Origin of the sequence: Xanthomonas sp. WHRI 6106, assembly GCF_040202405.1 — a bacterium.
Taxonomy (GTDB): Bacteria; Pseudomonadota; Gammaproteobacteria; order Xanthomonadales; family Xanthomonadaceae; genus Xanthomonas; species Xanthomonas cannabis.
Map to the genome: position 1 here is coordinate 143,564 of NZ_JBEGFC010000013.1, position 26,502 is coordinate 170,065.

Sequence of the window (26,502 nt, forward strand, 5' to 3'; positions counted from 1 at the left end):
TGGAGCGTTTACGGTGTGGAATGAGCGCGGAACCCGGGTTCCGCGAAACGAATGAGTTCGCGCGCCGCGCGCGTGCGGTGGTCGGCCTCGCTGACGCCCGCCGGGCGCTTGATCAAGCCGAAGTCGGCCATGGCGTAGGTGAGTGCGCCGGCCAGGAAGTCCAGCCGCCAATACAGCTCTTCCTTGCTCAGGCCCGGCACGCAGACGGCGATGGCCTTGCCGAATTCGCGCAGCACATGACCGTAATGGTCGGACAGGAACTTGCGCAGGTTGTCGTTCTTTTCGGCGTAGGCGCGGGCAATCACGCGCACGAAGGCGCCACCGTTCTGGCGGTCCTGCGCCATCGCCAGTGCCGGCTCGACGAAGGCGGCGAGCACGGCAGTGAGTTCGCCGGGCCGGGTTTTCCTTGCTGCCTCCAGCTGCTGCAGCCGTGCGGCAGTCATCTCGTCCATCCGGCGGCGGAACACCTCGTTGACCAGGTTTTCCTTGGAGCCGAAGTGATAGTTGACCGCAGCGATATTCACGTCGGCCTGGGTGGTCAGCTGCCGCAGCGAGGTACCTGCAAACCCATGCTGGGCGAACAGCTCCTCGGCGGCACCGAGAATGCGGTCCTTGGTGGAGAAGTGGGCAGGCTTGGGCATGCGCTGGGGTAAGGCTCAATCAAACGATTGTTTGAGTCTACGGGCTTGGTTGCAGGCGCGTCATGCGGCAATGCAGCACGATTCAGGGGGGCGGTGTGCAAATGGATGGGCGACACGATAGAATTGACCATCGCAAAGAAGCCTAAGCCCGCGTTTTGACGCGGGTTTTTTTCATGATAACCTCGGGCCTTCAGTGGCCCGCCCAACGGAGAACTTCCCATGGCGCTGGAGCGCACCCTGTCCATCATCAAGCCCGACGCCGTTGCCAAGAACGTCATCGGTGAAATCTACAGCCGCTTCGAGAAGGCTGGCCTGAAGGTCGTGGCTGCCAAGTACAAGCAGCTGTCGCGTCGCGAAGCCGAAGGCTTCTACACCGTGCACCGTGAGCGCCCGTTCTTCAATGCGCTGGTCGAGTTCATGATCTCCGGCCCGGTGATGATCCAGGCGCTGGAAGGCGAGAACGCCGTTGCCGCACACCGTGACCTGCTGGGCGCGACCAATCCCAAAGACGCTGCGCCGGGCACCATCCGCGCCGACTTCGCTGATTCGATCGATGCCAACGCCGCTCATGGCTCGGATTCGGTCGAGAACGCTGCCAACGAAGTCGCGTATTTCTTTGCCGCCACCGAAGTGGTCTCGCGCTGAGGCCGAGAGAGTCGAATCGTGAATGAGGTCGTGATCCCCTCCGTGCTGCAGGACGTTCCCGTCCGTACCCCGGAACTGCGCAAGCAGAACCTGCTCGACCTCGACCGCGAGGGACTGGAGCGCTTCTTCGCCGACACGCTCGGCGAAGCGCGCTACCGTGCCCATCAGGTGATGAAGTGGATCCACCATCGCTACGTCACCGATTTCGACCAGATGACCGACCTCGGCAAGGCATTGCGTGCGAAGTTGCACCAGCATGCCGAGGTCCTCGTCCCCAACGTCGTGTTCGACAAGCCCTCTACCGACGGCACCCACAAATGGCTACTGGCCATGGGCACCGACGGCAAGAACGCCATCGAAACCGTGTACATCCCCGACAAGGGCCGCGGCACGCTGTGCGTGTCCTCCCAGGTCGGCTGCGGCTTGAACTGCACGTTCTGTTCAACCGCCACCCAGGGCTTCAACCGCAACCTCACCACCGCCGAGATCATCGGTCAGGTGTGGGTCGCTGCGCGTCACCTGGGCAACGTGCCGCATCAACAGCGCCGCCTCACCAATGTGGTGATGATGGGCATGGGTGAGCCGTTGATGAATTTCGACAACGTCGTGCGCGCGATGAGCGTGATGCGCGACGATCTGGGCTACGGCCTGGCCAGCAAGCGGGTGACGCTGTCGACCTCCGGCCTGGTGCCGATGATCGACCGGCTCTCGACCGAAAGCGACGTCTCGCTGGCAGTCTCCCTGCATGCCGCCAACGACACGCTGCGCGAGAGCCTGGTGCCGTTGAACAGGAAGTACCCGATCGCCGAGCTGATGGAGTCCTGCGCGCGCTATCTGCGCGGCAGCAAGAAGCGCGATTCGGTGACCTTCGAATACACCTTGATGAAGGGCATCAACGACCAGCCGGAGCATGCGCGCCAGCTGGCCCGGTTGATGCGGCAGTTCGATAATGCGGTGCAGTCCAAGGACGCCGGCAAGGTCAACCTGATTCCGTTCAATCCGTTCCCTGGTACGCGTTACGAGCGCTCGGGCGAGACGGAGATTCGCGCATTCCAGAAGATCCTGCTCGATGCGCAGGTGCTGACGATGGTTCGCCGCACCCGTGGCGACGACATCGATGCGGCATGCGGGCAACTCAAGGGGCAGGTCATGGACCGTACCCGTCGCCAGGCGGAGTTCCGCCGCACATTGGAAGGGCAGGCCGATCGAGATGCGGCAGCGTGAACTCGCGTTAATGGCGGCCGTGGCGATCGCGTTGTGTGCGGTCGGTTGCGGTGGTCGTAATGCCAAGGCCGGCTCGGCCAAGAGCGTGGAGGAAGTCGCGCCGGTGTACTCGTTCCGCGACGACAAGGCCACCAAGAATCGCCTTGCCGTACAGGAAAAGCTGGGGCTTGCAAGTAACCGGCTACAAACCGGCGACTACGCAGGTGCCGAGGAGCAGGTTCGAGCCGCACTGAAGAAGGATCCGCAGTCGGTGGATGCCATCGGCATGCTGGCGCTGATCCAAGGGGGGCGGGGCGATGTGGCCGGCTCCGGCGCTTCTTATCGCCGTGCGGCCGAATTGGCGCCGCAGCGGGGCGATGTACTGAACAACTACGGTGCCTGGCTGTGCGCCAACGGCTCGCCTGCCGAATCGCTGCTGTGGTTCGACCGGGCGCTGACCGACCGCACCTATGCATCTCCAGCGTCTGCGCTCGGTAATGCCGGTGGCTGTGCGATCAAGGCCGGCCAACCCGAACGCGCAACCAGCGATTTGCGCAAGGCGCTCGAACTGGACCCGAATAATCCCTATGCGCTGGAGTCGATGGCGCGCCTGGAAGCGGGGCGTCGTCATTTTTTTGAGGCGCGCGCCTTCATCGAACGGCGGCTTGCGGCTGCACGGGCAACGGCTTCCGTGTTACAACTCGCCATTCAGATTGAGCAAGGGCTAGGCGACAAGGTAGCTGCCAGCCGTTACCAACAGCGGTTGGTCAAGGAATTTCCTGACGCAGCGACCGCTAACCCCGGGGCCAATGCATTGTGATCAGTGATTCCAATCCGAACCCTTTCGAGCAGGAAAAGGGCTGCGGAACGCAGTTGCGCGAGGCGCGTGAAGCTGCAGGTCTGAGCGTGGACGAGGTCGCCGGCAAGCTGCGCATGCCTGCGCGGGTGGTGCATTCGCTGGAGCAGGAAGAGTGGCAGCGCCTGGGTGCGCCGGTGTTCGTACGCGGCCAGTTGCGCAGTTATGCGCGCCTGCTGCAGGTCGACCTGGAGCCGCTGCTGCAGCAGGCGACCATCGCACCCATCGAACCGGTCAAGTTGGTCAGCCATACGCATACCCCGCGTGCCCGGCGCATTCTCGAAAGCACTGCGCGCAAGGCGATGTATGTGGTCATCACCGGTGTGTTCGCCGTGCCGGTCTGGTACGCAACGCGTTCGCACCTGGATGGCAAGGCGCCAAGCACGGTATCGCTGGACAGCATGCCGGTTGCGGCCAAGGCCGGCGCTCCCGCTGCCGCGACGCAGCCCGCTGCCGCACCGCGCGAACAGCCGGCGCCTTATATCGCGTCGATGACGCCGGTGCCGCGCACTGCCTCCGCCGATGAAGCGCCGGCAGCTGCCGGAACCGGCGACCTGTCGCTGAGTTTCAGCGGCGACAGCTGGGTGCAGATCCTGGCACCGGACGGCAGCGCGGTCGAAAAGGCGCTGATCCGCGCTGGCGAACGCCGCAGTTATTCGCCAGGTCAGGTGGGCCGCATCGTGCTGGGCAATGCGTCGGCGGTACAGGTTCAGCAAGGCGGCAGTATCGTCGATGTGAAACCGTTCCAGCGCGCTAACGTGGCTCGTTTTGCGGTATCCTCCGACGGCTCCGTGGTACCTGCTTCCGAGTGAAGCGGACTGCGGTTTTTCATTTTCCCCTTTTGATGTTCCGCACCTCCGGGATGACGGAGCGAGAGTACGCATGGCGATCGACGATCTGCTGGACGAACACGAACAAGGCGAACGCGTTCGTTCCTGGTTGAGAAAGAATGGGGCGGGACTGGTGGGCGGTGTGGTGCTCGGCCTGGCCCTGATCCTGGGCTGGCAGTGGTGGCAGAAGCACACCACGACCGCACTGGTCGAAGCCAACACCCGCTACGAGGCGGTGGTGAAGTCGATCCAGGGCAAGGATCTGGAGAAAGCAGCCAAGGACATCGTGGCGCTGGACGACGGCAAGGGCGGTATCTACGCCGAATTGGCCGCATTGCGCCTGGCCAAGGCCCAGGTCGATGCCGGCAAGAATGCCGAAGCGATCAAGACCCTGCGTGACGTGCCCGCCGAAGGCGAACTCAAGCAGATCGTGCAGCAGCGCCTGGCGCGTGTGCTCACCGAAAGTGGCAAGCCGGATGAAGCGATCAAGCTGCTGGCCGATGCGCAGGACCACGCCAGCCTGGAGATCCGCGCCGATGCGCTGGTGGCCCAGGGCAAGCCGGACGAGGCGCGTGCGCTGTACGCCAAGGCATTGACCACGGTGGATGTGGCCTCGCCGCAGCGCCGCTTGCTGGAAACCAAGCTGATGGATGTGGGCGGTAAGGTGCCTGATCCGGCGGAGCAGATTTGATGAAGCAGGTTGATATGTATAAGCGCGTTGCGTTGATTGCTGTGATGGGTCTGTCGCTGGCCGGCTGCAGCACGGTCAAGGGCTGGTTTGCCGGGAAGGATGCTGCTGCCAAGAAGGCGCAGGAACCTGCCGAGCTGGTCAAGTTCGAGCCGTCGGTCAAGGTCGACAAGATCTGGTCTACCGGCGTCGGCAAGGGCGAGGGGCATATCGGCGTGCGTCAGCGCCCGGCCGTGGCCGATGGCAAGGTGTATGCAGCGGCCATCACCGGCGGCGTGCAGGCGCTGGACCTGCAGACCGGCAAGCGTGTATGGGAATACAAGCCCAAGAAGGAAGAGCGCAACGATCGCAAGTTCAAGCAGCGCCTGTCCGGTGGCCCGGGCGTGGGCGAAGGCCTGGTGGTGATCGGGACCTTGTCCGGCGATGTGATCGCGTTGAACCAGGCCGACGGCACCGAAAAGTGGCGTGCCAAGGTTCCCAACGAAGTGATCGCCGCGCCGGCCATTGCGCAGAGCCTGGTGCTGGTACGCAGCAACGATGGACGCGTCAGCGCTTTCGATGTAGCCACCGGCGAGCGTCGTTGGTTCCATGCCGAAGAAGGTCCGACGCTGTCGGTGCGCGGTAACGCGCCGATCGTGACCGGCCCGGGCGTGCTGTTCGTGGGCAACGACAGCGGCACCTTGAGCGCGCTGGCGCTGCAAGACGGCCGTCCGTTGTGGGAGCAGGCCATCGGCGTGCCGGAAGGCCGCACCGAGCTGGAGCGCATGTCCGACGTGGATGGTGCGCCGGTGCTGGATGGCACCACGCTGTACGCCACCAGCTTCAAGAACGAAACCCTGGCGCTGGAAGGCCCGAGCGGTCGCCCACTATGGACGCGCGATCACGGCGGCGCCGGTGGCGTCGGTGTGTCGTCGGCCGTGGTGGTGGTGTCCGATAACGCCGGTTCGGTGTGGGGCCTGGACAAGAGCAGCGGCGCGGCGATGTGGTCGCAGGCTGCCCTGGCACGTCGCTCGCTGACCGGTGTTGCCATCCAGGGCGACTACGCCGTGGTCGGTGACTACAAGGGCTACCTGCACTGGCTGAAACTCAGCGACGGTGCACTGGCCGCGCGCGCTCGCGCTGGACGCGACACGCTGCTGGCGCAGCCGCAGGTCGTCGATGGCATTCTGCTGGTACAAAACACCGACGGCGATCTCTCCGCCTTCCGGTTGGCACAATAAGGACCTCGCGATGCTGCCCCTGGTCGCCCTGGTTGGACGGCCCAATGTCGGCAAGTCCACCATCTTCAATGCGCTGACGCGCACCCGCGACGCGCTGGTCCACGACCAGCCCGGCGTCACCCGCGACCGTAACTACGGCGTCTGCCGGCTGGACGAGCAGCAACCCTTCATCGTTGTCGATACCGGCGGTATCGCCGGCGACGAGGAAGGCCTTGCCGGCGCCACGGCGCGTCAGGCGCGTGCCGCCGCCGGCGAAGCGGATCTGGTGCTGTTCGTGGTCGATGGCCGCGAAGGTGCTTCCTCGCTTGATGACGAGATCCTGGCCTGGCTGCGCAAGCTGGCGCGGCCGACCGTGCTGGTCATCAACAAGATCGACGGCACCGACGAAGAGACCGTGCGCTCGGAATTTGCGCGTTACGGCTTCTCCGACGTGGTGGCGTTGTCTGCGGCGCATCGTCAGGGTATCGACGAACTGCTAGAGGAAGTGGGCGCACGCCTGCCCGAGGAAGGGTCCGGCGAGTTGCTGGACAACGACCCGGCTCGCGTGCGGATCGCCTTCGTGGGCCGCCCGAATGTAGGCAAGTCGACGCTGGTCAATCGCCTGTTGGGCGAAGAGCGCATGATCGCGTCCGAAGTGCCCGGCACCACCCGTGATTCGATTGCGGTGGATCTGGAGCGCGACAATCGCCAGTACCGCCTGATCGATACCGCCGGCTTGCGCCGTCGCGGCAAGGTGGAAGAGGCGGTCGAGAAATTCAGTGCGTTCAAGACGCTGCAGGCGATCGAGCAATGCCAGGTCGCGGTGTTGATGCTGGACGCCACCGAAGGTGTGACCGATCAGGATGCGACGATTCTCGGTGCGATCCTGGATGCCGGCCGTGCCTTGGTCGTTGCAATCAATAAGTGGGACGGGCAAAGCGATTACCAACGCGCGCAGGCCGAAGATCTGCTTTCGCGCAAGCTCGGTTTCGTCAGCTGGGCCGAGGCGGTGCGGATCTCTGCGTTGCATGGCTCGGGCATGCGCGAGCTGTTCCAGGCCATCCACCGCGCGCACGCCTCGGCGACGCACGAGTTCAGTACCAGCGAAGTGAACCAGGCATTGGAAATCGCCTACGAGACCAATCCGCCGCCTAGCATCCGTGGGCATGTCTCCAAGCTGCGGTATGTGCATCCGGGCGGCGCGAATCCGCCGACCTTCATCGTGCATGGCACGCGCCTGAAGGTGTTGCCTGAGTCGTACAAGCGTTACCTGGAAAACTTCTTCCGCAAGCGCTTCAAGCTGGTCGGCACGCCGGTGCGTTTTATCTTCCGCGAGGGTGCCAACCCCTACGAGGGTAAGAAGAACGTGCTGACCGAACGTCAGGTCGCACGCAAGCGGCGCCTGATCCGGCACGTTAAAGGTAAGTAAGTGCATCAAGGCCGCCTGATACGCAATGTTTCAGGCGGTGTTGGAAGCTCGATGGTCTGTCGAGCTGTGAGTTGCAGATCGCTCCTGTAGATCGGGACCACCAAGCTCTGAGCGACGTTCGTGAGTGTGCGAGCAACGGCTAAACAGTCGCCACCACGTGCATGTGCCTGTTTCCAGCCTTGGCGACCGTGGTGCTTGGCCGAAATCTTGAGTTCACGTGCAATGGCGTGCGTTGTTCGAAGGCACATGTGGTTTCAACAACCGAGCGATGCCGCCGTCTTTCGCGGTAGTGGGGCACTGGTATCCTGCGCGGCATGACCGACTATCCTTCCCGCATCCCTTACGCGCAGGCGCTGCAGATTCTGCGTGCTGTCGCGGCCAGCAATCGTTCGCCCGATGAAAACATCGCTACCTCGCGTGCCGATGGGCGAATTTCCGCTGCCGATCTGATTGCACCGCTGCCACTACCGCCATTCGCCAACAGTGCAATGGATGGCTTTGCGCTGCGGCATGCTGATGTTGCTGCAGGCGATGCGTCGTTGCAGCTGGTTGGCGAACAGTTCGCCGGCGAGCGTTGGGCTGGAACACTGGGCGCAGGGCAATGCCTGCGCATCACCACCGGCGCGCCGCTGCCCGATGGCGCCGACACCGTGATTCCCAAGGAAGAGGCCGACGAGCACGACGGCACCGTGCGGTTTCGCACCATGCCTGCACCGGGCGCAGCCGTGCGATTGGCCGGCAGCGACGTACGCGCGGGCGATCTGGTGATACAGGCCGGGCAGGTGCTGACGCCGGCGCGGATTGGCCTGGCGGCGGCACTTGGCGTGTCGCGCCTTGCGGTGGCGCCGCGCCCGACCATCGCGGTGCTTGCCACCGGTGACGAGTTGATCGAGCCGGGCATGCCGCTCGGGCCGGGCCAAATCTACAACAGCAACCGCGACATGCTGATGGCGCAGCTACGGGCGCTGGGCTACGCGCCAACTGCGTGGCCGACCTTGCCGGACGACCCGCAGCGCATTCGCACGATGCTGGAAGATGCGGCGGCGGCGTTCGATGTGGTGATCACCTGCGGCGGCGTCTCCGCCGGCGAAAAGGATTATCTGCCGCGGCTGATCGGTGAGCTGGGCCGCATTCACTTCTGGCGCGTGCGCATGCGCCCGGGCATGCCGGCGGTGCTGGGGCAGATTGGCCGCTGCCTGGTGCTGGGCCTGCCGGGCAACCCGGTGTCGGTGCTGGCAACGCTGATCGCCTACGGGGTGCCGTTGCTGGATGGATTGCAGGGGCGCAGCGAGCCGCGGCCGGTCTGGCATGCGGCGTTGGCAGCCCCCTGGGAAAAGCGCCACGAACGCCTGGAGTTCCTGCGCGGACGGCTGGAATGCGGCGAAGACGGACGTCTGACCGCGCTGCCGCACCGCGGCGACGCTTCGCACTTATTGCGTGGCGCGGCCGACAGCAACGCATTGATCGTCTTGCCCGAGCAGGCGCGGCGTTTCGAGGCCGGCGAGATCGTGCGGGTGATTCCTTACGCGTTGTGAGCGCGCCGTGGATCGACTGTGCTCGGCCATGTAGTGCGTTGTTCGAAGGATGATGGGAGGGCGCAAAGCATGCGACGTGCTTGGCGCCGAGCGTGAATGCGCAGGGTGCGCATTCCCTGGCGTGCATATTGTTACATGGCTTTGCAGCTGAAGCCTTGAACAGTCAAAGCGAGTCGCTCTATAGCCCCTCTCCCTGCGGGAGAGGGTTCGGGGGTGAGGGTATGCCGGAAGACAGCCATTTGTGCTGCCCAAGCTACCGTAATCCTCACACCAATGAACCCGGATCGCACCGCTAATCAGTCAGTCGGCCAACCGACATCACACGTTCAATTCCCCGCCCACCTTCAACCAACCGCACTACCGCAGAACGCGGCGTAATCGGCATAACCGGCAAATACCGCGCCTGGCGCGCACACCGGACACTGCGGATCAGGTGGCAGGCGGATCTCGCGGAAGCGCATCGACAGCGCGTCGAAACTGAGCAGGCGGCCGGCCAGACTGTCGCCGATGCCAAGCAGCAACTTGATCGCCTCGGTGGCCTGCAAGAGCCCGATGACGCCGGGCAGCACGCCGAGCACGCCGGCCTCGGCGCAACTGGGCGCAAATTCCGGCGGTGGCGGTTCGGGAAACAGGCAGCGGTAGCAGGGTGCGTAGCCACGATGGCGCCCCGCATCGAAGACACTCACCTGGCCTTCGAACTGTTGCACCGCGCCGTACACCAGAGGCTTGCCAAGTTTGACGCAGGCGTCGTTGAGCAGATAACGCGCTGGAAAGTTGTCCGCTCCATCGATCACCACATCGACATCGTGCAGCAGTGCTTCGACATTGCCCGCGGTGACGCGTGTCTGCACCGCATCGACCTGTACGCGCGGATTGAGCGCAGCGATGCGTTGCGCCGCGGAGTTCACCTTGGCGAGGCCGACGCTGTCTTCGGTGTGCAAAATCTGGCGCTGCAGATTGCTGCGGTCCACCACATCGTCATCGGCGATGCGCACGTGGCCGAGACCGGCGGCGGCCAGATAGAACGCGGCTGGCGAGCCAAGCCCACCCGCGCCGATCAGCAGTACGCGTGCGCGCGACAGCCGCTGCTGCCCTTCCACGCCCACCTGGGTCAGGCGCAGATGCCGCGAATATCGCTCGAGAAAATCCTGCTCGTCCGCTGGCAGCGTCGGGCGCACGACCGGCAGCCCGTCGCGTAGCCAGGCAGTGGTGCCGCCCAGCACGGAGGTGACGTTGCCGTACCCGTGCGCCCGCAGCACGTCGGCCGTGTGTGCGGAGCGTTTGCCGCTTTGGCAGATCAGCACGATCTCGCGCGCAGGCGTGGAGAGATGCTGGTCGGGTGCGGTTTCCAGATCGGTCTGCGCGATCGCCAGCGCACCTTCGGCCTGGCCGCCGGCGCGTTCGTGCAGCTGCCGGATGTCGATCAGCAGGGCGCCGTGCAGGGCGCGCGCGCGCGCGTCGGCGGGAGAGATGTCGTGGCTGCTCATGGCCCCATTGTCGCGCAAACGCAGGCGCCGTACCTGCAGTGTGGTGTCGCTTTGCTCGAAGCCGGCGCAAGCCGATGAACGCCGCGTCACGGTGCAGGCGTGCGCGTGGCCGGGATCACGCTGCATTGCGTGCGGCGCGGCTGTAATTCGCACCCGTCAGGGCAGTGCGGCTTGCCCGGCCCGGTTCGCCCCGTCTTGCGTAACGCGCTCCCTCGCGGGCCATCGCAACGACCGCCTCAGGAGAGACACATGTTCATCGCATCCCCGCGCAACGCTGTTGCGCGCCACCTCGTTGCCCGCCGTCGGCTGGCGCTCTGGATTGGGCTGGCGTTGAGCGGTAGCGCACAGGCGCAGCAGACCACGCCCGACGCCGCGCAGCCCACTGCCACCCTGGACGCGGTACAGGTCAAGGGCGTGCGCAGCAGCGTGGAAAGTGCGATTGCAACCAAGCAGTCCAACCCGGAGATCAGCGATTCGATCGTGGCCGAAGACATCGGCAAGCTGCCCGACAACAGCGTGGCTGCAGCGCTGCAGCGTGTCACCGGCGTGCAGGTGGCGCGCGCCGGTGGCGAGGTGGGGCAGGTGCTGGTGCGTGGCTTGCCCAACGTGGTCACCACCCTGGACGGGCGTAACGTGTTCACCACGGTGGGGCGCGACATGGAGCTGGCCGATGTGCCGGCCGAGTTGCTGCGCAGCGTGGATGTGTACAAGACCACCGGCGCGCAGTTTCAGGAAGGCGGCATTGCCGGCGTGGTCGACGTGCACTTGCGACGGCCGTTCGATTTCGATCAGGACAGCACCATCGCCGGCAGCGTCAGCGCATTGCGCGGCGACCAGTCCGGCAAGACCGTTCCCAACGGCAGCCTCACGCTGAGCCAGCGCCGCGATACCGAGGTGGGGCGGATGGGCTGGATGGGCAGCGTGTCGTACCAGCGTCGGCCGTATCAGGAATCCAACACGCTTTACGGCACCTACGATCTCAAACCGAATCCGGTCGATCCCAGCCAGCAACTCTACGTGCCCTACAGCACGGGCGGGTTGATGGCGCGCGGCGACCGCAAGCGCAAATCGGCCAATTTTTCCTTTCAGTGGGCGCCGAGCGACAACAGCGAGGTGTATGTCGACACGCTGTACATCGGTTACGACAATCGGCCGCAGGTGAACTACTGGCTGCCATTCCCCGGGTTGGCGACACCGGAAAACACCGCGTCGGTGAGCGTGCGGCCCGGCACCAACGTGCTGGATGGGCTGGTCGCGCGCGACATGCGTACCCTGTCGAGCACGCAGGCGCACAAGAACGCCTCCGATACCTATCAGGCCGCCCTGGGCGGGCGTTGGAGCGGCGAGCGCATGCGCCTGAGCAGCGAGGTTGCCTATACCTACAGCACCGCCAAGAACCGTTCTTTCACGCTGGACATGACCACCCAGGCGCCGCTGCTGCACATGCGCTCCGGCGGCGGCGCAGCCGACACCTGGATCACCCAGGCCGACGGCAGCAGGTACGACATCGCCGCGCCGGGCAATTGGGAATTGACGCAGTACTACGACAGCTGGAACGCGCAGGAAGGCGAGGAGTGGGCGTGGCGCGGCGATGCCGACATCACGCTCGAGCTTGGGCCACTGCGGTCGCTGGAGGTCGGTGCGCGCGCCAGCAGGCGCACGGCGACCAACCATTCCGGCGACACCGGTGCGCGCAACAACAGCAGCGGTGCGCCGCTGCTGTTGAGCGGTGTGCCTGGGCTGGCATCGGTAACGCCGGGCAACATGCTCGACGGTGCGCGTGCATTTACCAGCGACCGCTGGGCCGCAGCCAATCAGGACGTGCTGCTGCAGCAGAGCGCACACTTGCGCTCGGCCATGGGGCATGGCGCGGATGCGCCGGACGAGAATCCGGCACTGTTCTTTGACGACCGAGAAGACAATTACGCGCTTTATGCGCAGGTGAATTACAGCTTTTCCATGGGCTCTATCCCGGTGGATGGACGTATCGGTGCGCGCGCGACGCGGCTGGATTCCATGCTGCAGGGGAGCCAGTCGCTGGATGGTGTGTTGAGCCCGGTCAGCATCGATCGGCGCGTCGACAAGGTGTTGCCCAACTACAGCGCCAACCTGACCCTGCACGACAACCTGATGCTGCGTCTGGCCGGCAGCACCACCATCACGCGGCCGGAGTTTGCCGACCTCAACCCGCAGCTGGCCTTGTACCAATCCACCGAATCGCTGCCGGCACGCGGCAACGGCGGCAATCCACAGCTGCGCCCGGTGGAATCACGCAATGCCGATGTGTCGCTGGAATGGTATTTCCGCCCGGGCTCGTTACTGTCGGTGGCCGGCTTCCATCGCAGGATCGATGGCTATATCCAGAACTATGCGGCCGACGAGCCAATCGGCGGCGTCGTGTATTCGATCAGCCGGCCGCGCAATGCGGGCGAAGGCACGTTGAAGGGCGTGGAAGTGGGGTACACGCAGTTCTACGACTTCCTGCCGGGCTGGTGGTCCGGCTTTGGCAGCCAGCTCAACTACACCTATATTTCTGCAGAAGCCGACTCGCCAGAGGGCATTCGTCAGCCGCTGACCAACGTGTCCAAGAATGCCTACAACGCGATCCTGATGTATGAGTACGCGCACTTTTCTGCGCGCGTGGCCTACAACTGGCGCGGCGATTACGCGGTGAGTTCAACAGCTCCGGCGACCAGCCCGAGCAGATCAATCAGGGGCGGGAGAAGTGGCTGGACGTGGCATTCAACTACGAGCTCAATGAGCACCTGACCCTGTTTGCCGAGGCGACCAATCTGTTGGGAACCACGACCACGAATTACTTTGGCCGTCGTGGCGGCGATTTCCCGCGCGAGATCGCATCGCCGGAGCGCACCTATACGCTGGGCTTTCGGTTCCGGCTATGACCGGCCTTGGCATCAGGCTCACCGCCGCAGCGGTACCGTAAGCACGACACGGACGGTGCGGCGTCAGCTTCGCGCCCGCGGCAGGGCGCAGGCGCTGGCATGCTCAGCGCAGCCGCATTCTGTCTGATGATCGCCAGGCCTTCCGTCTTCGGCTTTATGTACAAGGAATCCTTCATGACCCCCGACATCGATGCGCAACTGAAACAGCTGGAAGAGCAATTACCCGAGATGCGCAGCCAGCATCCGGACGATTTCTGGGATGTGTTCCATGCGCGTGCCGAAAAGATCACCGGCGTGGCCGAATCCCAGGAACAGGCCGCGCAGATCGTCAAGCGCATCGACGAGATTCTGGCGGCCAACCAGCTTGGGCCCGCCGACCCCGGCGCGTGACCGGAGCGCCGTTCGCGCATCCAATGTGATCTGGCGAATGCTTCCGCTGGCGTGACTGCCTGGTAGAGGCTCCCGATGTCGGCCGATTCTCACCAGTGCGGCACCGGCTACTTCCGTCGCCGCATCAGCCGGCCGTGTGCTCGGGGTGCACGTGGTTACCTTTGCCCGGATGGGCCAATGTGCCCTGGGATTGCGAGCCAGTGAAGCCAACTGGCTGCCTGGCCAGCGACGCGATGCGCCGCTAACACGCTGTTTCGGCGAGACGTGAAGCCGGCGCATGCGCCGCGTTCCGCAGCCTGCGGCGGTTCACGCACTGCTAGCCAGGCAAACCGCAGCGTGGCCCGGTCATGCACAAGAACTCACGATGCCGTCGCCGACCACGCCGCACCAGTGCCCACAGGCACGGTTGTCAGATGTCGCTCCACTCGATGCAGCCATCGCACAGGCACCCCACTGGGATGTATTGCCGCAGTTGCTGCGCGATGGCTATCTGTTTGTCGGCAAACAATGCGACGTACTGGGCAGCGACGCGTTTGCTGCGCGGCTGGCATTGCGGCCGGTCGTGTTTGCACGCGGCCCGGATGCGGTTGCCACGTTCTATCATCCGGGGCGCTTCACGCGCGTTGCGGCGCTCCCACCCACGACCTTGCGCCTGCTGCAGGGCAAGGGCAGCGTGCAGCAGCTCGATGGCAATGCGCACCTGCACCGCAAGCAGTTATTCATGGCCGTGCTATCGCCGGCGCAGACCTCGCGCCTGGTCGACTGTTTTGTGGACGAGTGGCAGCAGCAGGCCGGCAGTTGGGCACGCAGCGCCTACGTCGTACTGCAGCACGAAGCCGAGCATGTGCTGTATCGCGCAGCGTGTCGCTGGGCGGGGTTGGCGCTACACGGGCAGGACAGCCGCGCGATGGCACGCGATGTGGCGGCCATGATCGACGGCGCCGGTGCAGTCGGCCTGCGCTGGTTACGCGGCTGGCACGGTCGTCGGCGGGTCGAACAGTGGGTAGGGCATAGCGTACGTCATCTGCGCCGAGCAAAAACCCCTGCGCAGTCGAGCATTGCAGCGGCCGTGGTGACGCACCGTGAGCTCGATGGGCAGCCAGTGAGCTCGGCCGTGGCCACGACCGAGCTGATCAATCTGCTGCGGCCGATTGTGGCGATTGCACGCTGGATCAGCTTTGCCGCGCTCGCGCTGCATGAAGACCCGACGTTGCGCCCGCGGTTACGCGCCGGCGAGCCGGGATTGCTGCAGAACCTGGTGCAGGAGGTGCGTCGCCACTATCCGTTCTTTCCGATGGTTGCGGGGCGGGTGCGGGTACCGTTCGAATGGCGCGGCCGGCCATTCCGGCAAGGCGACCGGATGATGCTGGACCTGTACGGAAGCAACCACCACCCGAGCGTGTGGCGACAGCCGCATGTGCTGGACCCTTCACGTTTTCGGCAGTGGCAGGGCAGCGCGTTTGATTTTGTCGCGCAGGGTGGTGGTGTGTTCGACCGCGACCATCGGTGTCCCGGAGAGAACCCGACCATCTCGCTGCTGATGGCGGCAGTGGATGCATTGGCCGCCAGCGACTACGTGCTACCGGTGCAGGACCTGCGTTATCCCCTGAACCGCTTCCCGAGCCTGCCGCGCAGCGGCATGGTGCTCAGCCATGTCCAGCCGGGCGAAAAACGCACACCGCGCGACCTTCATGCCGTGTGAGGACGCGGTGCGGCGCAGCAACATTCCTTCGCCACATTACGACGCAAGCGCGACGACCGAGTCACGTCATGCGGCCCAGCATGACAGGCACCTCATCCAGCTGGAGTTTTGCCATGAAGACACGTCGCCCGCTTTTCGCCATGATGGCGCTGTGCGCCGGCATCAGTCTCTCTGCCCAGGCGCAGGACACGGCGCCCAGCGCCAGGCCGTCCGCTCAGCAGCCGACCGGCACCGCAGCGCCGAGCGAGGACGAGCGCGAGGCGCTGGGCATGTTGAGCGCGATCAATCTGGGTGAAATCAATGCGTCCAACCTTGCGTTGCAGAAACAGGTACAGGGCGGCGTGCACGATTATGCAACCCGTATGGTCAAGGAGCACACCGACAACAACCAGAAGATCGCCAAATGGCAGCCCGATACCTCGGCCATGGGCGCCAAGTTGCAGATGACCAAGTCCAAGGCCGAGCTAGGCAAGTTGCAGAAGCTCGAAGGCGATGCGTTTTCGGCCGCTTATGTGACGGCCATGGTCAAGGATCACACCGATGCGCTGGCCGCGCTCGACAAGAAGCTGATCCCCGATGCCACCTCGCCGCAGGTCCGTCAGCACCTGCAGACCACCCGTCATCATGTGGCCGATCATCTGGCCGACGCCAAGGCCTTGCAGGCCGGCACCAAGGGCGGAGCCCGCTGAGTCATGTCTGCCTCGACGCTCAACCCAGTCATCGCCGACGGCAACGGCACGCGGATCGTGCGCAGCATGACCATGCGTGCCGAGCCGCATCAGATCCTGGATGCATGGTGCGACGCCAACGTGCAGCAAGCGCTGTTGCAGGGAGCTGCAGACCTGGTGTCCGGCGACGGCCGTGCCTCGCGCTGGACACTGCACGCACCCTTGCATCAGCAGTTGGCGGTGGAGCTGCGCCGAGGCGAAGCGCGCATGGGCGAATCGGTGCGCTACGAGGTTGAGGGCGCGCATGGGCTGCGGCTGGACATCTTGTTGCAGGTACAACCGGCGCGTGGACGCGAGGGCTGCGAGGCCATCTTGACCCTGCAGTACGCCGTGGATGGGGTCATCGCGCAACTGCTGACCAAGCTGGTGAGCCCGGCGCCGTACGTCCTGGCTGGAAAGGGCCTACGCCGCCTGCGCGCATGGCTGGAAGCCGGCGAGATGCCCAGCTTGTTGCATACCCCGTCGGCGCGCGGCAGCGCGCACCCCACTTCCTGAGGAGGCTACTCCGTGCGAGCGCTTTGCTGGAACGGCGTCAACGATTTGCGCGTGGAAACCGTGCCCGATCCGGTGCTGGTCAACCCACGCGATGTCATTCTGAAAGTGGGGCTCAGCACCACGTGCGGATCGGATCTGCATTTCATCGATGGCTATCTGCCCACCATGCGCGAGGGCGATGTCATCGGCCACGAGTTCATGGGTACGGTGGTCGAGGTCGGGCGTGCGGTGAAGCACGTGCGCGTCGGGCAACGGGTGGTGGTGCCGTCGTTTATTTCCTGCGGCGGCTGCTGGCATTGCGAGCGCAAGGAATTCTCGTTGTGCGACAACACCAACCCCAGCTGGGACCTGCAGGAGCCGCTGTTGGGCCATCCCACTGCCGGGATATACGGCTACACGCACGCATTCGGGGGATATGCGGGCTCGCACGCGACCTATATCCGCGTTCCGCATGCGGACGTGGGTTGTTTCGAGGTGCCTGACGGCATCTCCGATGAAGACGCCTTGTTTCTGTCCGATGCCGGTCCCACCGGTTTCATGGGCGCGGATTTCTGCGATATCCAGCCCGGCGATACAGTTGCGGTCTGGGGCTGCGGCGCGGTGGGGCTGATGGCGATGCAGAGCGCCCGCATCCTGGGTGCCGAGCGCGTGATCGGCATCGACCGGCTACCGGAGCGCCTGGCGATGGCGCGCGACGTGCTGGGCCTGGAAGTGATCGACTACACGGCGGTCGACAGCGTGGTGGACGTGCTGCGCGAAATGACCGCTGGCCGCGGGCCGGATGCATGCATCGATGCGGTCGGCATGGAGGCCCATGGCACCGGTATCGGCCATGCGTATGACCGCGTCAAGCAGGCCCTGCATCTGCATACCGACCGCGGGCAGGCGCTGCGCGAGGCGATCCTGGCCTGCCGCAAGGGCGGCATTCTCTCGGTATTGGGCGTGTACGGGGTCATGGACAAATTTCCGCTGGGCGCCGTGATGAACAAGGGGCTCACCGTGCGTACCGCGCAGCAGCACGGGCAGCGGTATGTGCCCAGGTTGCTGGAGCTGGCACAGGCCGGGCGGCTGAAGTCCGGCTTCTTGCTGACCCACAAGATGCCGCTGGAAGATGCCGTGCGCGGCTATGACATGTTCAAGCACAAACACGACGGCTGCGTGCGTGCCGGATTTGTTCCCTAGCTCGCGCTCACCGCGCCTGCAGCGATCAGTCGCCCTGCTGCAGATGCAGCAGGGTTTTCTACTGGCGTCAGTCGCCGGCTGCGTCTGCGTCGACAACGCCCGGGATGGCTGTTGCGTCGTTGAAGTGGCCGCGTAATGCGTCCACCCCGTGCTGCGGCTTTGCCAGCGGGGTAAGGTCCTTGCGATTGGCGCGACGCTCGGCGGTGGAGACCGACGTGGCCCGATCACGCTGATCGATCAACGGCTGTTGCAACTCGCCATCGCGGTTGAACGACCAGGCCAGCATCGGCTCGCCAAGCGGAAGCGTATCGCCAGGCCCGCCGTCCTTGCGCGAATGCCAGGTGTGCCAGGTCTTGCCGTAGCTGTTGATCTTGCTGCGCATCAGCTCCTTCTCTGCCACCAACGGTAGGTTGGGAGCGGAGAGCTGGCCGGACAGGATTTCGCCATTGTGCGGATGCCAGAACGCCCGCTCCGGTTCGGGCAGCTGCGCAAACAACGCTTCGGAGATGATGTACTCCACCCCGGTGAGATTGGCGCGGGCGGTGTTGCCGTCGTAGAGCGCACATTGCGCCAGGTCTTCGTTGACCTGCTGGCAGTAGTGATGCGCTTCCATCTGCTGGTCCGGCGCGTCCTTCATCGGATGGAAGCCCACCAGATAGATGTCGAGCTTGCCGACCGGCCCATTGGGTTGCAGTACCTTGGCGCCGGCCTCCAGGACATTGGTCTTGGCGCTTTCCGGTGCGCCCGGCGGGGTGACCGATGGTGGACTGCGCGAACAGCTGGCGCACAGGGCAAGACCGATCAACAAGGCTGAATGTCGCATGGCAATCCAATAGGGGTGAGTATGCCCAGGCTAAGAGCGGCGGCAGTGGGCACGACGTGAGCGCTGACGGGTTGACGCGGCGCAGCTTCACCTCGCTTGAGCATCGGCTTCATGCGCTGGCCGCCATGCTGCGTGCATTACGAATGCGAGCATCGGCCTGCACGCCATGGCAACCACCATCCGCAAGATCGCCACGTTCAACGTCAACGGGATCGCCAGCCGCCTGCCGCATCTGCTGGAATGGCTCACGCGCGAGCAGCCTGACATAGTGGGCCTGCAGGAGCTGAAGGCGGCGCAGGAGGCCTTTCCGGAGCAGGCCATTCGCGATGCGGGTTACGGCGTGATCTGGCAAGGCCAGCGCGCCTGGAATGGGGTGGCGTTGCTGGCGCGTGGCGCCGACCCGGTGGAGATCCGCCGCGGCCTGCCATGGGACCCGAGCGACACGCAGAGCCGCTATCTGGAGGCGGCGATTCATGGCGTGGTGGTGGCCTGCCTGTATTTGCCTAATGGCAACCCGCAGCCCGGGCCCAAGTTCGATTACAAGCTTGCCTGGTTTGAGCGCCTGATCCGGCATGCGAAGACGCTGGTGGACCTGCCGCATCCCGTGGCCCTGATCGGCGACTTCAATGTGGTGCCCACCGATGCCGATATCTATGACCCCAAGGGCTGGCGCAAGGACGCCTTGCTGCAACCGGAAAGCCGCCAGGCCTACCAGACATTGGTGGAGCAGGGCTGGACGGACAGCCTGCTGGCCGTGCATGGCGACGCGCCGATCTATACCTTCTGGGATTATTTTCGGCAGCACTTCGCGCGTGATCGCGGTCTGCGTATCGACCATCTGTTGCTCAACCGCGCACTGGCGCCGGGCCTGCAGAATGCCGGCGTGGACAAGTGGGTGCGGGCGCTGGAGAAGGCCAGCGATCATGCGCCGACCTGGATCAGCGTGCGCATGCCCGATGCGATGCCTGAAGCGACTGTCGGCACGCAGGCAGCGCCGGCCGCACGCAAACGCGTGGCGGCGAAGAAAACGTCAGCGCGCAAGGCGGTAGCCAAGAAGGCAACCAAGGCGGTCGCCCAGCGCGTGGCTAAGACTGCCGGTGCAGGCGCGGTGACGAACAAAGGCAAGGCCAGCAATACACCTTCCGCCAAGGCTGCGCCCGCCCGCAAGGCGGCAGCGAGGAAGCGTACGCGTCGCGTCGGCACGTCGTAGCGGGTCGCGCAGGAAACAGTGGTCACTCGCTGTGGCGCACATCCGGAGCCAGCCACAGTCACTTCGTTACGCCTGGCCCCTCACGCGCGCCAACGACCGGTGGCGCTGGCATGTCCCTGCAGCGACGCAGCCGGGCCGGTACCACCTTTCGCCTACGGCTGCTGTTGCTGGCGCCTTCGAGCGACGCTCAACCTTTGGTTTGCATGCGCGTGTTTCGATGCTCCAACGGCAAGGCGCAGTGACTGACTCAGTCAAACCCTTTCAACCAGCAAGGCCCAGTCGCCGCCGCTTGATCCGGTGCAACACAAATCCGGTAATACCGGTCAGCAGGATCAGCGCATTGCTGACGATGAACACGGCATTGCCCACCAGATAGCTGTACAGAATGAACAGCACCGAGGCGCTGATCTGGCCAATGAACAACCAGCGCGACACCCCCTGCGCCTCATCGGACGTCCATTGCTTGTAGATCTGGCGAATCAGGGTGGCGATGAGGATGGCGCTGGCCAGCCATCCGACGAGGTCGACAAAGTGCATGCGCTGTAATGGTGAGGGAGATGCCGGCGACTGTGCGACGCATGATGTGGGCAGCGCGTACGAGCAAGTTCAAGCGCGGCGCCTGTGCGCGCTACCCACGCAGTTCCGCGTGCACCCGGCCAGCCCGGCTGTACCGTCCACGCTGCAGCCCGGTATCCTAGCCGCCACGTCTCTCGGTCGGCAGTGTTTCGCTCATGATCAGCTACGCCGAAGCACTTGCCCTCGTGCAGCAGCAGGTCACCACGCTCGCCGGCGAGTGGGTGGGCAGCGCCGCGGCCGAGGGCCGGGTGCTTGCGCAGACGCTGTCCAGCCCGGCCGAGCTGCCGCCTTTCGACAACAGTGCGATGGACGGTTTTGCCATCGCCACGGGTGGCCGTGGTGCAGCGGCCGGCAGCGCGCACGACGTGGCCGGCACCATTGCCGCCGGCGCCGATGCGCTCGATGCCGAGGCGGGCGCTGCGTGGGAGATCATGACCGGCGCTGGCATCCCCGCCGGCGCCGATGCGGTGGTGCCGATCGAGCAGGTGGACGTGTTGAGCCAGGTGGGCTCGGGCCCTGGGCGCATCCGTCTGCGCGCCGACGTGCGTGCGGGGCAGCATATCCGTCGCCGCGGCGAGGATGTGCGCCTGCAGGACGCGGTGATCAGTGCCGGTACCGTGCTGCGTGGTGCGCACCTGATGCTGCTGGCCGGCCTGGGGTGCGCGCAGGTCAAGGTGGTACGCCGGCCACGCGTCGCCCTGATCGCAACCGGGCGCGAATTGATCAGCGACCCCACGCAGCCCTTGCAGCCCGGCCAGATCCGCGATGGCACCAGCAGCTACCTGCGCAGCCAGTTGCGCGCGGCGGGGGCGCAGCTGGTATGGCAGGGGCAGGTGGGCGATGACGATGCCGCGTTCGACGCCGCACTTGCGCAGGCGCGTGGTGCCGGCGCAGATGTGATTCTGAGTACCGGCGCGGTGTCGCGCGGGCGCTACGACTTTGTTCCCGATGCACTGGCCCGGCATGCGGCCAGCCTGCTGTTCCACAAGGTTGCGGTGCGCCCGGGCAAGCCGGTGCTGCTGGCGCGCTTTGGCGATGGCGTGCTGTATGTCGGGTTGCCGGGCAACCCGATGGCCAGCGCGGCGGGGCTGCGGTTTTTTGTCGAGCCGGCGCTGCGTGGATTGCTGGGCATGCCTGCCGAGGGGGGACTGCGCGTGGCGTTGGACACCCCGATGCAGGCGCGGCCGATCTGGCGCCAGCACTTGCGTGCCCGGCTGCAGTGCAACGCGGCGGGCGTGCTGGGCGTGCACATCCTGCCGCAGCAGGAGTCGTTTCGGGTCGCGCCGTTGTTGCAGGCCAATGTCTGGGCGGTGCTGGAGCCGCAGGCGGATGCGGCCGCACCCGTCACCCATGTGGACGTCTTCGGGCTGGGGCATCTGCAGCCGGCGGCCCCGGTGCCGTTGTTGTGAAGCGGCCAGTGTCCATTCGTCCGCTTGTGCGCACTGCATGAGCGCGCTCCCTGCATGGACCGGCGTGGTGCTGGCCGGGGGGCGCTCCTCGCGCATGGGCCGCGACAAGGCCTTGCTGCCCTGGCACGGGCGTCCGCTGATTGCGCAGATGCAGGCCCTGCTGCGCGGCGCCGGGGCGCAGGCGGTGCTTGTCAGCGGCCTGCGCCCGGAGTACGACGGCATCGCCGACACGCAACCGGACCTGGGCCCGCTCGGCGGCCTGGCGAGCGTGATCGAGCGTGTACCCGATGCGACCACGCTGGTGGTGGTGCCGGTGGACATGCCGCTGTTGTCCACGGCCTTGCTGGCGCGGCTGCTGGCCCCCTCAGCGCAGCGCTGCGTGACTTTCGAAGAGCAGATGCTGCCGATGCGGCTGGCTGTGGATGCTCGTGTGCGCACGACGTTAGCCGGGCTGATGGCAGGCGAGGCATCGTCACGTTCGCTGCGCGCCCTGCAGCGTTCACTGCAGTGTCATCGCCTTGCAGTCACCGCCAGCGAACGCGCCGCGTTCGTCAATTGCAATACGCCCGAGCAGTGGAGTCAGCTCATCCATGAAAATCCAGATTGACGGCCAGCACCTGCGGTTCCGTATCGACGAGGCCGAGCTGGCCACCTTGCTCGCCGGACGCAGCGTGGAGAATCTGAGCCGCCTGCCGAGCGGGCAGGGTGCACGGCTGGTGCGGCATAGCGTGAGCCTCACCGGCGGCCATGCCGCGTGCAACTGCGCCACCGACCACTGGCAATTGCAGGTGCCGCGCGGTGCACTCGAAGAGCATGCGCGCCAACTGCCCAGGCGCGATGGGCTGAGCTTCTGTTTCGATGCGGGCGCTGGGCACGCCGAGCCGATGACGCTGCAGGTGACCTTCGACGTGGATGTGCGCGACAGTACGCGCACGCGGTTTCCGAAGGCGTAGCGGGCAGCTCAGCGGGTGCGCTTGTTGCCAGCCAGATAAGTCGACCAGCGGACCGGGGCAGTGCACAGGCATCCGACGCCTGCAGCGCTGCGGCGTGAGCGGCCGACAAAACGGCGTGAGCACTCGCAGGTGGGTGCGGGCGGCGCGGGTGAACCGGAGTGCGGCTGGTCCCGCGGCGTCCGCGTACCGGCTGCTCAAGCCTGGCCGCTACGGGTGGGTTTTATTGCGTGTTCTTGGGCGACACGCCTGCATGACGCGCAACGTTCACCCTGCCAGGCGCACACATGGCGTGCGGCAGAGGCCAGGCACCCGCTCGCAGGCAAGCCCGCCGGCTTTCAGCGCCGCTTCGATGGGCGCCGCCGCTGCGTCGTCGTAGCCCATGCCGCCGCGCAGTGCCACCACGTGCAAGCCATCGTTGGCCAGTTCCAGTAGCAAGGCCTGCTGTGCCTGCGCATCTGCCGGCAGCGTACGCCGTGTTGCATCGCGGCGCGCCAGCTCGAGCACCGCATCGGGGACATCGGCGGCAACCAGCAGCACGTCGGCCAGGTTCATCGCACGCAGCGCCTTCAAGGTCAGCAGCCCCGGGTCGCCGGGGCCGGTGCCGACCAGTTGCACGCTGCCGCGCGCAGGCACGGCGCCGGCATCGTCCAGGGCCGTGTTGAAGGCCACCTCGGCGGCGGCATCGTCGCCGGCCTGCAACAGCAGCGGCACCTGCCCGTCGATGACGCGATCGAACCAGCGCCTGCGACGGTTCATCTCGGGGAACTGGCTGCGGATACGCTCGCGATGACGCGCGAACAGAGCGGCAAACCGGCCAACCGATGCATCCAGCTCGCGCTCGAGCCGCTCGCGCAGGCGCCGTGCCAGCATCGGCGCGGCGCCGGCTGACGAAATGGCGATCACCAGCGGGTCGCGGTCCACGATCGCCGGCACCTGGTAGGTGGACAGCTCGGCGTCGTCCACCACATTGACCAGGCGCTGACGTGCGCCGGCCGCTGCGGCCACGCGCTGATTCAGCTCGGTATCGTCGGTGGCGGCGACCACCAGCCACACCGTGTCGATCCACGCCGGGTCGAACGTGCCGCCCAATTGCTCGAAGCGCCCGGCCTGCATCAATTCTGCAAGCTCTGGCGACAGCGCATGTGCATACAGGCGAATGTGCGCGCCGGCCTTGAGCAGCGCCAGCACCTTGCGCGTGGCAACCTCTCCACCGCCGATCACCAGCACGGCACGCCCCTGCAGATTTGCGAACAACGGAAACAACGGCATCAGACTCGCTCCGAAAGGATGACTCGCACCGACGGCATGTTGCATGGCACCATCGGCGCACGTCCACACGCCTCGCTGCCGCCAATGCGTGTTTTGCTCGTCAACGATACCGAAAAGCCCATCGGCGAACTGCGCCAGGCATTGACGCGCGCCGGCTACACGGTGCTCGACGACGTGGCCTCGGTCGGTGCGCTGTTGCACGCGGTGCAAAGCCAGCAGCCGGATGTGGTGGTGATCGATGTGGATTCGCCCTCGCGCGACACCCTGGAGCAATTGTCGATGCTGCATGCCCATGCGCCGCGCCCGGTGGTGATGTTCTCCGGCGATGGGGACGATGCGCTGATCCATGCCGCCGTCGGTGCGGGCGTGACGGCGTATGTGGTGGATGGCCTGGCGCCGGCGCGGCTGGTGCCGATCGTGCAGGTGGCGTTGGCGCGCTTTGCGCACGAAAGCAGCATGCGCAAACGCCTGGACGATGTGCAGCAGGCGTTGCAGGACCGCAAGCAGATCGACCGCGCCAAGGGCTTGTTGATGGAAAAACGCGGCCTCAGCGAGGCCGATGCATACGCTGCGCTGCGCCAGCAGGCGATGAAGCAGGGCGTCAAGCTGGCCGAGGTGGCGCGACGCATCGTGGCCATGGCCGAATTGCTGGGATGATGACATGAGCCAACCTGACGTTCCTGTGTTGCGCGTGGCCTACATGCCGCTGATCGACTGCGCCCCGTTGGTTGCCGCGCAGCGGCTGGGCCTGGACCGTGCGCATGGCCTGCACCTGGAGCTGCAGCGGCAAGCCTCGTGGGCCGGCGTGCGCGACCGCTTGCTGGCCGGCGAGGTGGATGCGGCGCATGCCCTGGCCAGCCTGGTGTACGCCATCGACCTGGGCATCGCCGGGCCGCAATGTCCGATGGCCTTGTTGATGACGCTCAACCACAACGGCCAGGCGATCACCATGGCGCCGGGCCTGGCGCAGGCGTTGGCCAACGGCCAGACACTGCCGCAGGCACTGTCCGGGCTGGGTCGGCGCGCGGTGTTCGCGCAGACGTTTCCCACCGGCACGCACGCGTTGTGGCTGTACTACTGGCTGGCTGCAGGCGGGGTAGACCCGATGCACGATGTCGGTGTGCTCACCATCCCGCCACCACGGATGCCCGAGGCACTGGCCAGTGGGCTGGTCGATGGGTATTGCTCCGGGGAGCCGTGGGCAGCGGTGGCGCAGGCGCAGGGCAGTGGTGCGCGGGTGATCCGCAGTGGCGAGCTCTGGCCTGGCCATCCAGAGAAGGTGCTGGCGTGCCGGCGCGAGTTCGCCGCCCTGCAGCCGGAGCTGACGCAGCAGCTGACCGCCTGCGTGCTGGACGCCTGCCGCTGGCTGGATGCGGGGCCGTACAACCGGAGCCAGTGTGCGCAGTGGCTGGCCGAGCCGCAGCATATCGGGGTGTCGGCAGCGCATCTTGCCGCGTGCCTGGATGCCAATGCCGACGCCGATGCGGCCAACGTCGATGCGACGGCGCTGGCCTTCCATCGCGATGGCGCGGTCAACATGCCGTGGCTATCGGATGGCCAGTGGTTCCTGAGCCAGTTCCAGCGCTGGGGGTGGCACGACATCAAGGAAGACGACCTCGCGCGGCTACGGGACATCCATCGCCTGGATAACTACCGCAGTGCCGCCGCGCGCATTGGCGTGGCCGTGCCGGACGGCGATGACCGCCGCAATTGCTTGTTCGATACACCCAGCGACGACTGACAACTCGCGCGGTGGTGACGCGCTGGAGTGGGGATCAGGACGGGGCGGATGCACTGCGACTTTGCTGCAGGGCCTTGCCCGCACACCGTCGCGGGACACGCCGCAAGTACGTCGCTGTAGCTCCGTGGCGGCATCCATGCCGCCACGGGTCCCGCGAAGGTGAGGCGCCGCGCCCTCGACCAGACTTTAAGATAGCCAAGTGATCGCGAGACGCACGATACAGTTGTCGCTACCTCATTGCTCAGTAAAGGCGGATCAGGCGGAGAGCGGACCATCTGCGCCTTTGCCGCAGGGCCCTTGCCCGCCCACCATCGCGGGACACGCCGCAAGTACATCCCTGTAGGCTCCGTGGCGGCATCCATGCCGCCAAGGGTCCCGCGACGGTGGGCGGACAAGGACCAGTGGAGTTGGTCGGTGCGCATGGCTCTCAACCAGTCGCTTGGCAAACTGGCGACGCGGTGCCTTTTCTCTTGAACAAAACCGCCAGCCAACTGTCTGGCGTGGTGTCCTCGCCGATTGCGGGACCGTGTGGCGGCATGGATGCCGCCACCGAGCCTTATCTGTTCGGAATGTGGCAGCGTAGGTGTCGAGAGCCGGCGTGGGCTGCC

At 65.6% G+C, this 26,502-nt stretch carries 24 protein-coding genes and 1 pseudogene; 20 read left to right on the forward strand and 5 right to left on the reverse strand.

Translation table 11 applies throughout. The features are described 5' to 3' along the window. Positions 1-8: 8 nt before the first annotated feature. On the reverse strand, positions 9-641 hold the full coding sequence (locus ABQZ09_RS17660) for a TetR/AcrR family transcriptional regulator (RefSeq protein ID WP_039403856.1): 633 nt from the start codon (positions 639-641) through the stop codon (positions 9-11). 219 nt (positions 642-860) lie between these two features. On the opposite strand from ABQZ09_RS17660, the gene ndk reads away from it, so the two are divergent. From ndk to ABQZ09_RS17700, 8 genes are all read left to right on the forward strand, one after another. Beyond that, a complete protein-coding gene (ndk, locus tag ABQZ09_RS17665) occupies positions 861-1,286 on the forward strand; it encodes a nucleoside-diphosphate kinase (RefSeq protein ID WP_349777508.1) in 426 nt (141 codons plus the stop codon). Between the two features lie 18 nt (positions 1,287-1,304). Then, entirely contained in the window at positions 1,305-2,510 is a 1,206-nt protein-coding gene (gene rlmN, locus ABQZ09_RS17670; RefSeq protein WP_039403811.1) for a dual-specificity RNA methyltransferase RlmN, read from the forward strand. A 10-nt stretch (positions 2,511-2,520) separates the two neighbouring features. After that, positions 2,521-3,309, forward strand: a complete 789-nt coding sequence (gene pilW / locus ABQZ09_RS17675) for a type IV pilus biogenesis/stability protein PilW (RefSeq protein ID WP_039403808.1) — start codon at positions 2,521-2,523, stop codon at positions 3,307-3,309. Beyond that, complete coding sequence (locus ABQZ09_RS17680) at positions 3,306-4,157, forward strand: helix-turn-helix domain-containing protein (RefSeq protein WP_349777509.1); 852 nt, start codon at positions 3,306-3,308, stop codon at positions 4,155-4,157. The genes pilW and ABQZ09_RS17680 overlap by 4 nt, the downstream gene beginning before the upstream one ends. A 70-nt stretch (positions 4,158-4,227) precedes the next feature. Beyond that, entirely contained in the window at positions 4,228-4,866 is a 639-nt protein-coding gene (locus ABQZ09_RS17685; protein ID WP_166748571.1) for a YfgM family protein, read from the forward strand. Beyond that, on the forward strand, positions 4,866-6,083 hold the full coding sequence (gene bamB / locus ABQZ09_RS17690) for an outer membrane protein assembly factor BamB (RefSeq protein ID WP_349777510.1): 1,218 nt from the start codon (positions 4,866-4,868) through the stop codon (positions 6,081-6,083). Before ABQZ09_RS17685 ends, bamB begins: the two co-directional genes overlap by 1 nt. A 10-nt stretch (positions 6,084-6,093) precedes the next feature. Continuing rightward, positions 6,094-7,491 (forward strand): ribosome biogenesis GTPase Der, encoded by a 1,398-nt coding sequence (gene der / locus ABQZ09_RS17695; protein WP_039564581.1) that lies wholly within the window; start codon positions 6,094-6,096, stop codon positions 7,489-7,491. Positions 7,492-7,805: 314 nt separating this feature from the next. Further along, positions 7,806-9,026 (forward strand): molybdopterin molybdotransferase MoeA, encoded by a 1,221-nt coding sequence (locus ABQZ09_RS17700; protein WP_039403794.1) that lies wholly within the window; start codon positions 7,806-7,808, stop codon positions 9,024-9,026. A 344-nt stretch (positions 9,027-9,370) separates the two neighbouring features. Here ABQZ09_RS17700 and moeB read toward each other — a convergent pair whose 3' ends face one another. Continuing rightward, positions 9,371-10,513, reverse strand: coding sequence for a molybdopterin-synthase adenylyltransferase MoeB (moeB, locus tag ABQZ09_RS17705; RefSeq protein ID WP_349777511.1), 1,143 nt, complete (start codon positions 10,511-10,513; stop codon positions 9,371-9,373). Positions 10,514-10,762: 249 nt separating this feature from the next. Between moeB and ABQZ09_RS17710 the strand changes: the two are divergent. From ABQZ09_RS17710 to ABQZ09_RS17735, 6 genes and pseudogenes are all read left to right on the forward strand, one after another. Further along, positions 10,763-13,416: pseudogene (locus ABQZ09_RS17710) on the forward strand (TonB-dependent receptor). Positions 13,417-13,590: 174 nt separating this feature from the next. Next, entirely contained in the window at positions 13,591-13,806 is a 216-nt protein-coding gene (locus ABQZ09_RS17715) for a hypothetical protein (protein WP_349777512.1), read from the forward strand. A 364-nt stretch (positions 13,807-14,170) separates the two neighbouring features. Next, positions 14,171-15,508, forward strand: a complete 1,338-nt coding sequence (locus tag ABQZ09_RS17720) for a cytochrome P450 (RefSeq protein WP_349777513.1) — start codon at positions 14,171-14,173, stop codon at positions 15,506-15,508. 113 nt (positions 15,509-15,621) lie between these two features. After that, positions 15,622-16,197, forward strand: a complete 576-nt coding sequence (locus ABQZ09_RS17725) for a DUF4142 domain-containing protein (protein WP_349777514.1) — start codon at positions 15,622-15,624, stop codon at positions 16,195-16,197. Positions 16,198-16,200: 3 nt separating this feature from the next. Next, entirely contained in the window at positions 16,201-16,731 is a 531-nt protein-coding gene (locus ABQZ09_RS17730; protein WP_349777515.1) for a hypothetical protein, read from the forward strand. A 12-nt stretch (positions 16,732-16,743) separates the two neighbouring features. Further along, on the forward strand, positions 16,744-17,913 hold the full coding sequence (locus ABQZ09_RS17735) for a zinc-dependent alcohol dehydrogenase (RefSeq protein ID WP_349777516.1): 1,170 nt from the start codon (positions 16,744-16,746) through the stop codon (positions 17,911-17,913). A gap of 67 nt (positions 17,914-17,980) precedes the next feature. Here the strand turns inward: ABQZ09_RS17735 and ABQZ09_RS17740 are convergent, their stop codons facing one another. Then, the gene (locus tag ABQZ09_RS17740; protein ID WP_349777517.1) at positions 17,981-18,736 is read right to left on the reverse strand and encodes an OBAP family protein; all 756 of its coding nucleotides are present in this window, start codon (positions 18,734-18,736) and stop codon (positions 17,981-17,983) included. Between the two features lie 166 nt (positions 18,737-18,902). On the opposite strand from ABQZ09_RS17740, the gene xth reads away from it, so the two are divergent. Further along, complete coding sequence (gene xth, locus ABQZ09_RS17745; protein WP_349777518.1) at positions 18,903-19,946, forward strand: exodeoxyribonuclease III; 1,044 nt, start codon at positions 18,903-18,905, stop codon at positions 19,944-19,946. A gap of 261 nt (positions 19,947-20,207) precedes the next feature. Here xth and ABQZ09_RS17750 read toward each other — a convergent pair whose 3' ends face one another. Further along, positions 20,208-20,483, reverse strand: a complete 276-nt coding sequence (locus ABQZ09_RS17750; RefSeq protein ID WP_228315163.1) for a hypothetical protein — start codon at positions 20,481-20,483, stop codon at positions 20,208-20,210. Between the two features lie 194 nt (positions 20,484-20,677). Between ABQZ09_RS17750 and ABQZ09_RS17755 the strand changes: the two genes are divergently transcribed. Genes ABQZ09_RS17755 through ABQZ09_RS17765 form a run of 3 tightly spaced genes read left to right on the forward strand, consistent with a single transcriptional unit; the run spans position 20,678 to position 22,884 of the window. Then, positions 20,678-21,931: a molybdopterin molybdotransferase MoeA gene (locus ABQZ09_RS17755; RefSeq protein WP_349777519.1), complete on the forward strand. Its 1,254-nt coding sequence runs from the start codon at positions 20,678-20,680 to the stop codon at positions 21,929-21,931. A gap of 37 nt (positions 21,932-21,968) precedes the next feature. Then, positions 21,969-22,538: a molybdenum cofactor guanylyltransferase gene (locus ABQZ09_RS17760; protein ID WP_349777520.1), complete on the forward strand. Its 570-nt coding sequence runs from the start codon at positions 21,969-21,971 to the stop codon at positions 22,536-22,538. Next, positions 22,522-22,884, forward strand: coding sequence for a hypothetical protein (locus tag ABQZ09_RS17765; protein WP_349777521.1), 363 nt, complete (start codon positions 22,522-22,524; stop codon positions 22,882-22,884). The genes ABQZ09_RS17760 and ABQZ09_RS17765 overlap by 17 nt, the downstream gene beginning before the upstream one ends. Before the next feature lie 264 nt (positions 22,885-23,148). Here the strand turns inward: ABQZ09_RS17765 and ABQZ09_RS17770 are convergent, their stop codons facing one another. Then, a complete protein-coding gene (locus ABQZ09_RS17770; protein ID WP_228890513.1) occupies positions 23,149-24,153 on the reverse strand; it encodes an NAD(P)-dependent oxidoreductase in 1,005 nt (334 codons plus the stop codon). A gap of 84 nt (positions 24,154-24,237) precedes the next feature. Here ABQZ09_RS17770 and ABQZ09_RS17775 point away from each other — a divergent pair, with 84 nt between their 5' ends. Together ABQZ09_RS17775 and ABQZ09_RS17780 are read left to right on the forward strand one after the other, a co-directional pair. Then, positions 24,238-24,810 (forward strand): ANTAR domain-containing response regulator, encoded by a 573-nt coding sequence (locus ABQZ09_RS17775; protein ID WP_349777522.1) that lies wholly within the window; start codon positions 24,238-24,240, stop codon positions 24,808-24,810. A gap of 4 nt (positions 24,811-24,814) precedes the next feature. Next, on the forward strand, positions 24,815-25,894 hold the full coding sequence (locus tag ABQZ09_RS17780) for a CmpA/NrtA family ABC transporter substrate-binding protein (RefSeq protein ID WP_349777523.1): 1,080 nt from the start codon (positions 24,815-24,817) through the stop codon (positions 25,892-25,894). Positions 25,895-26,502 lie beyond the last annotated feature (608 nt).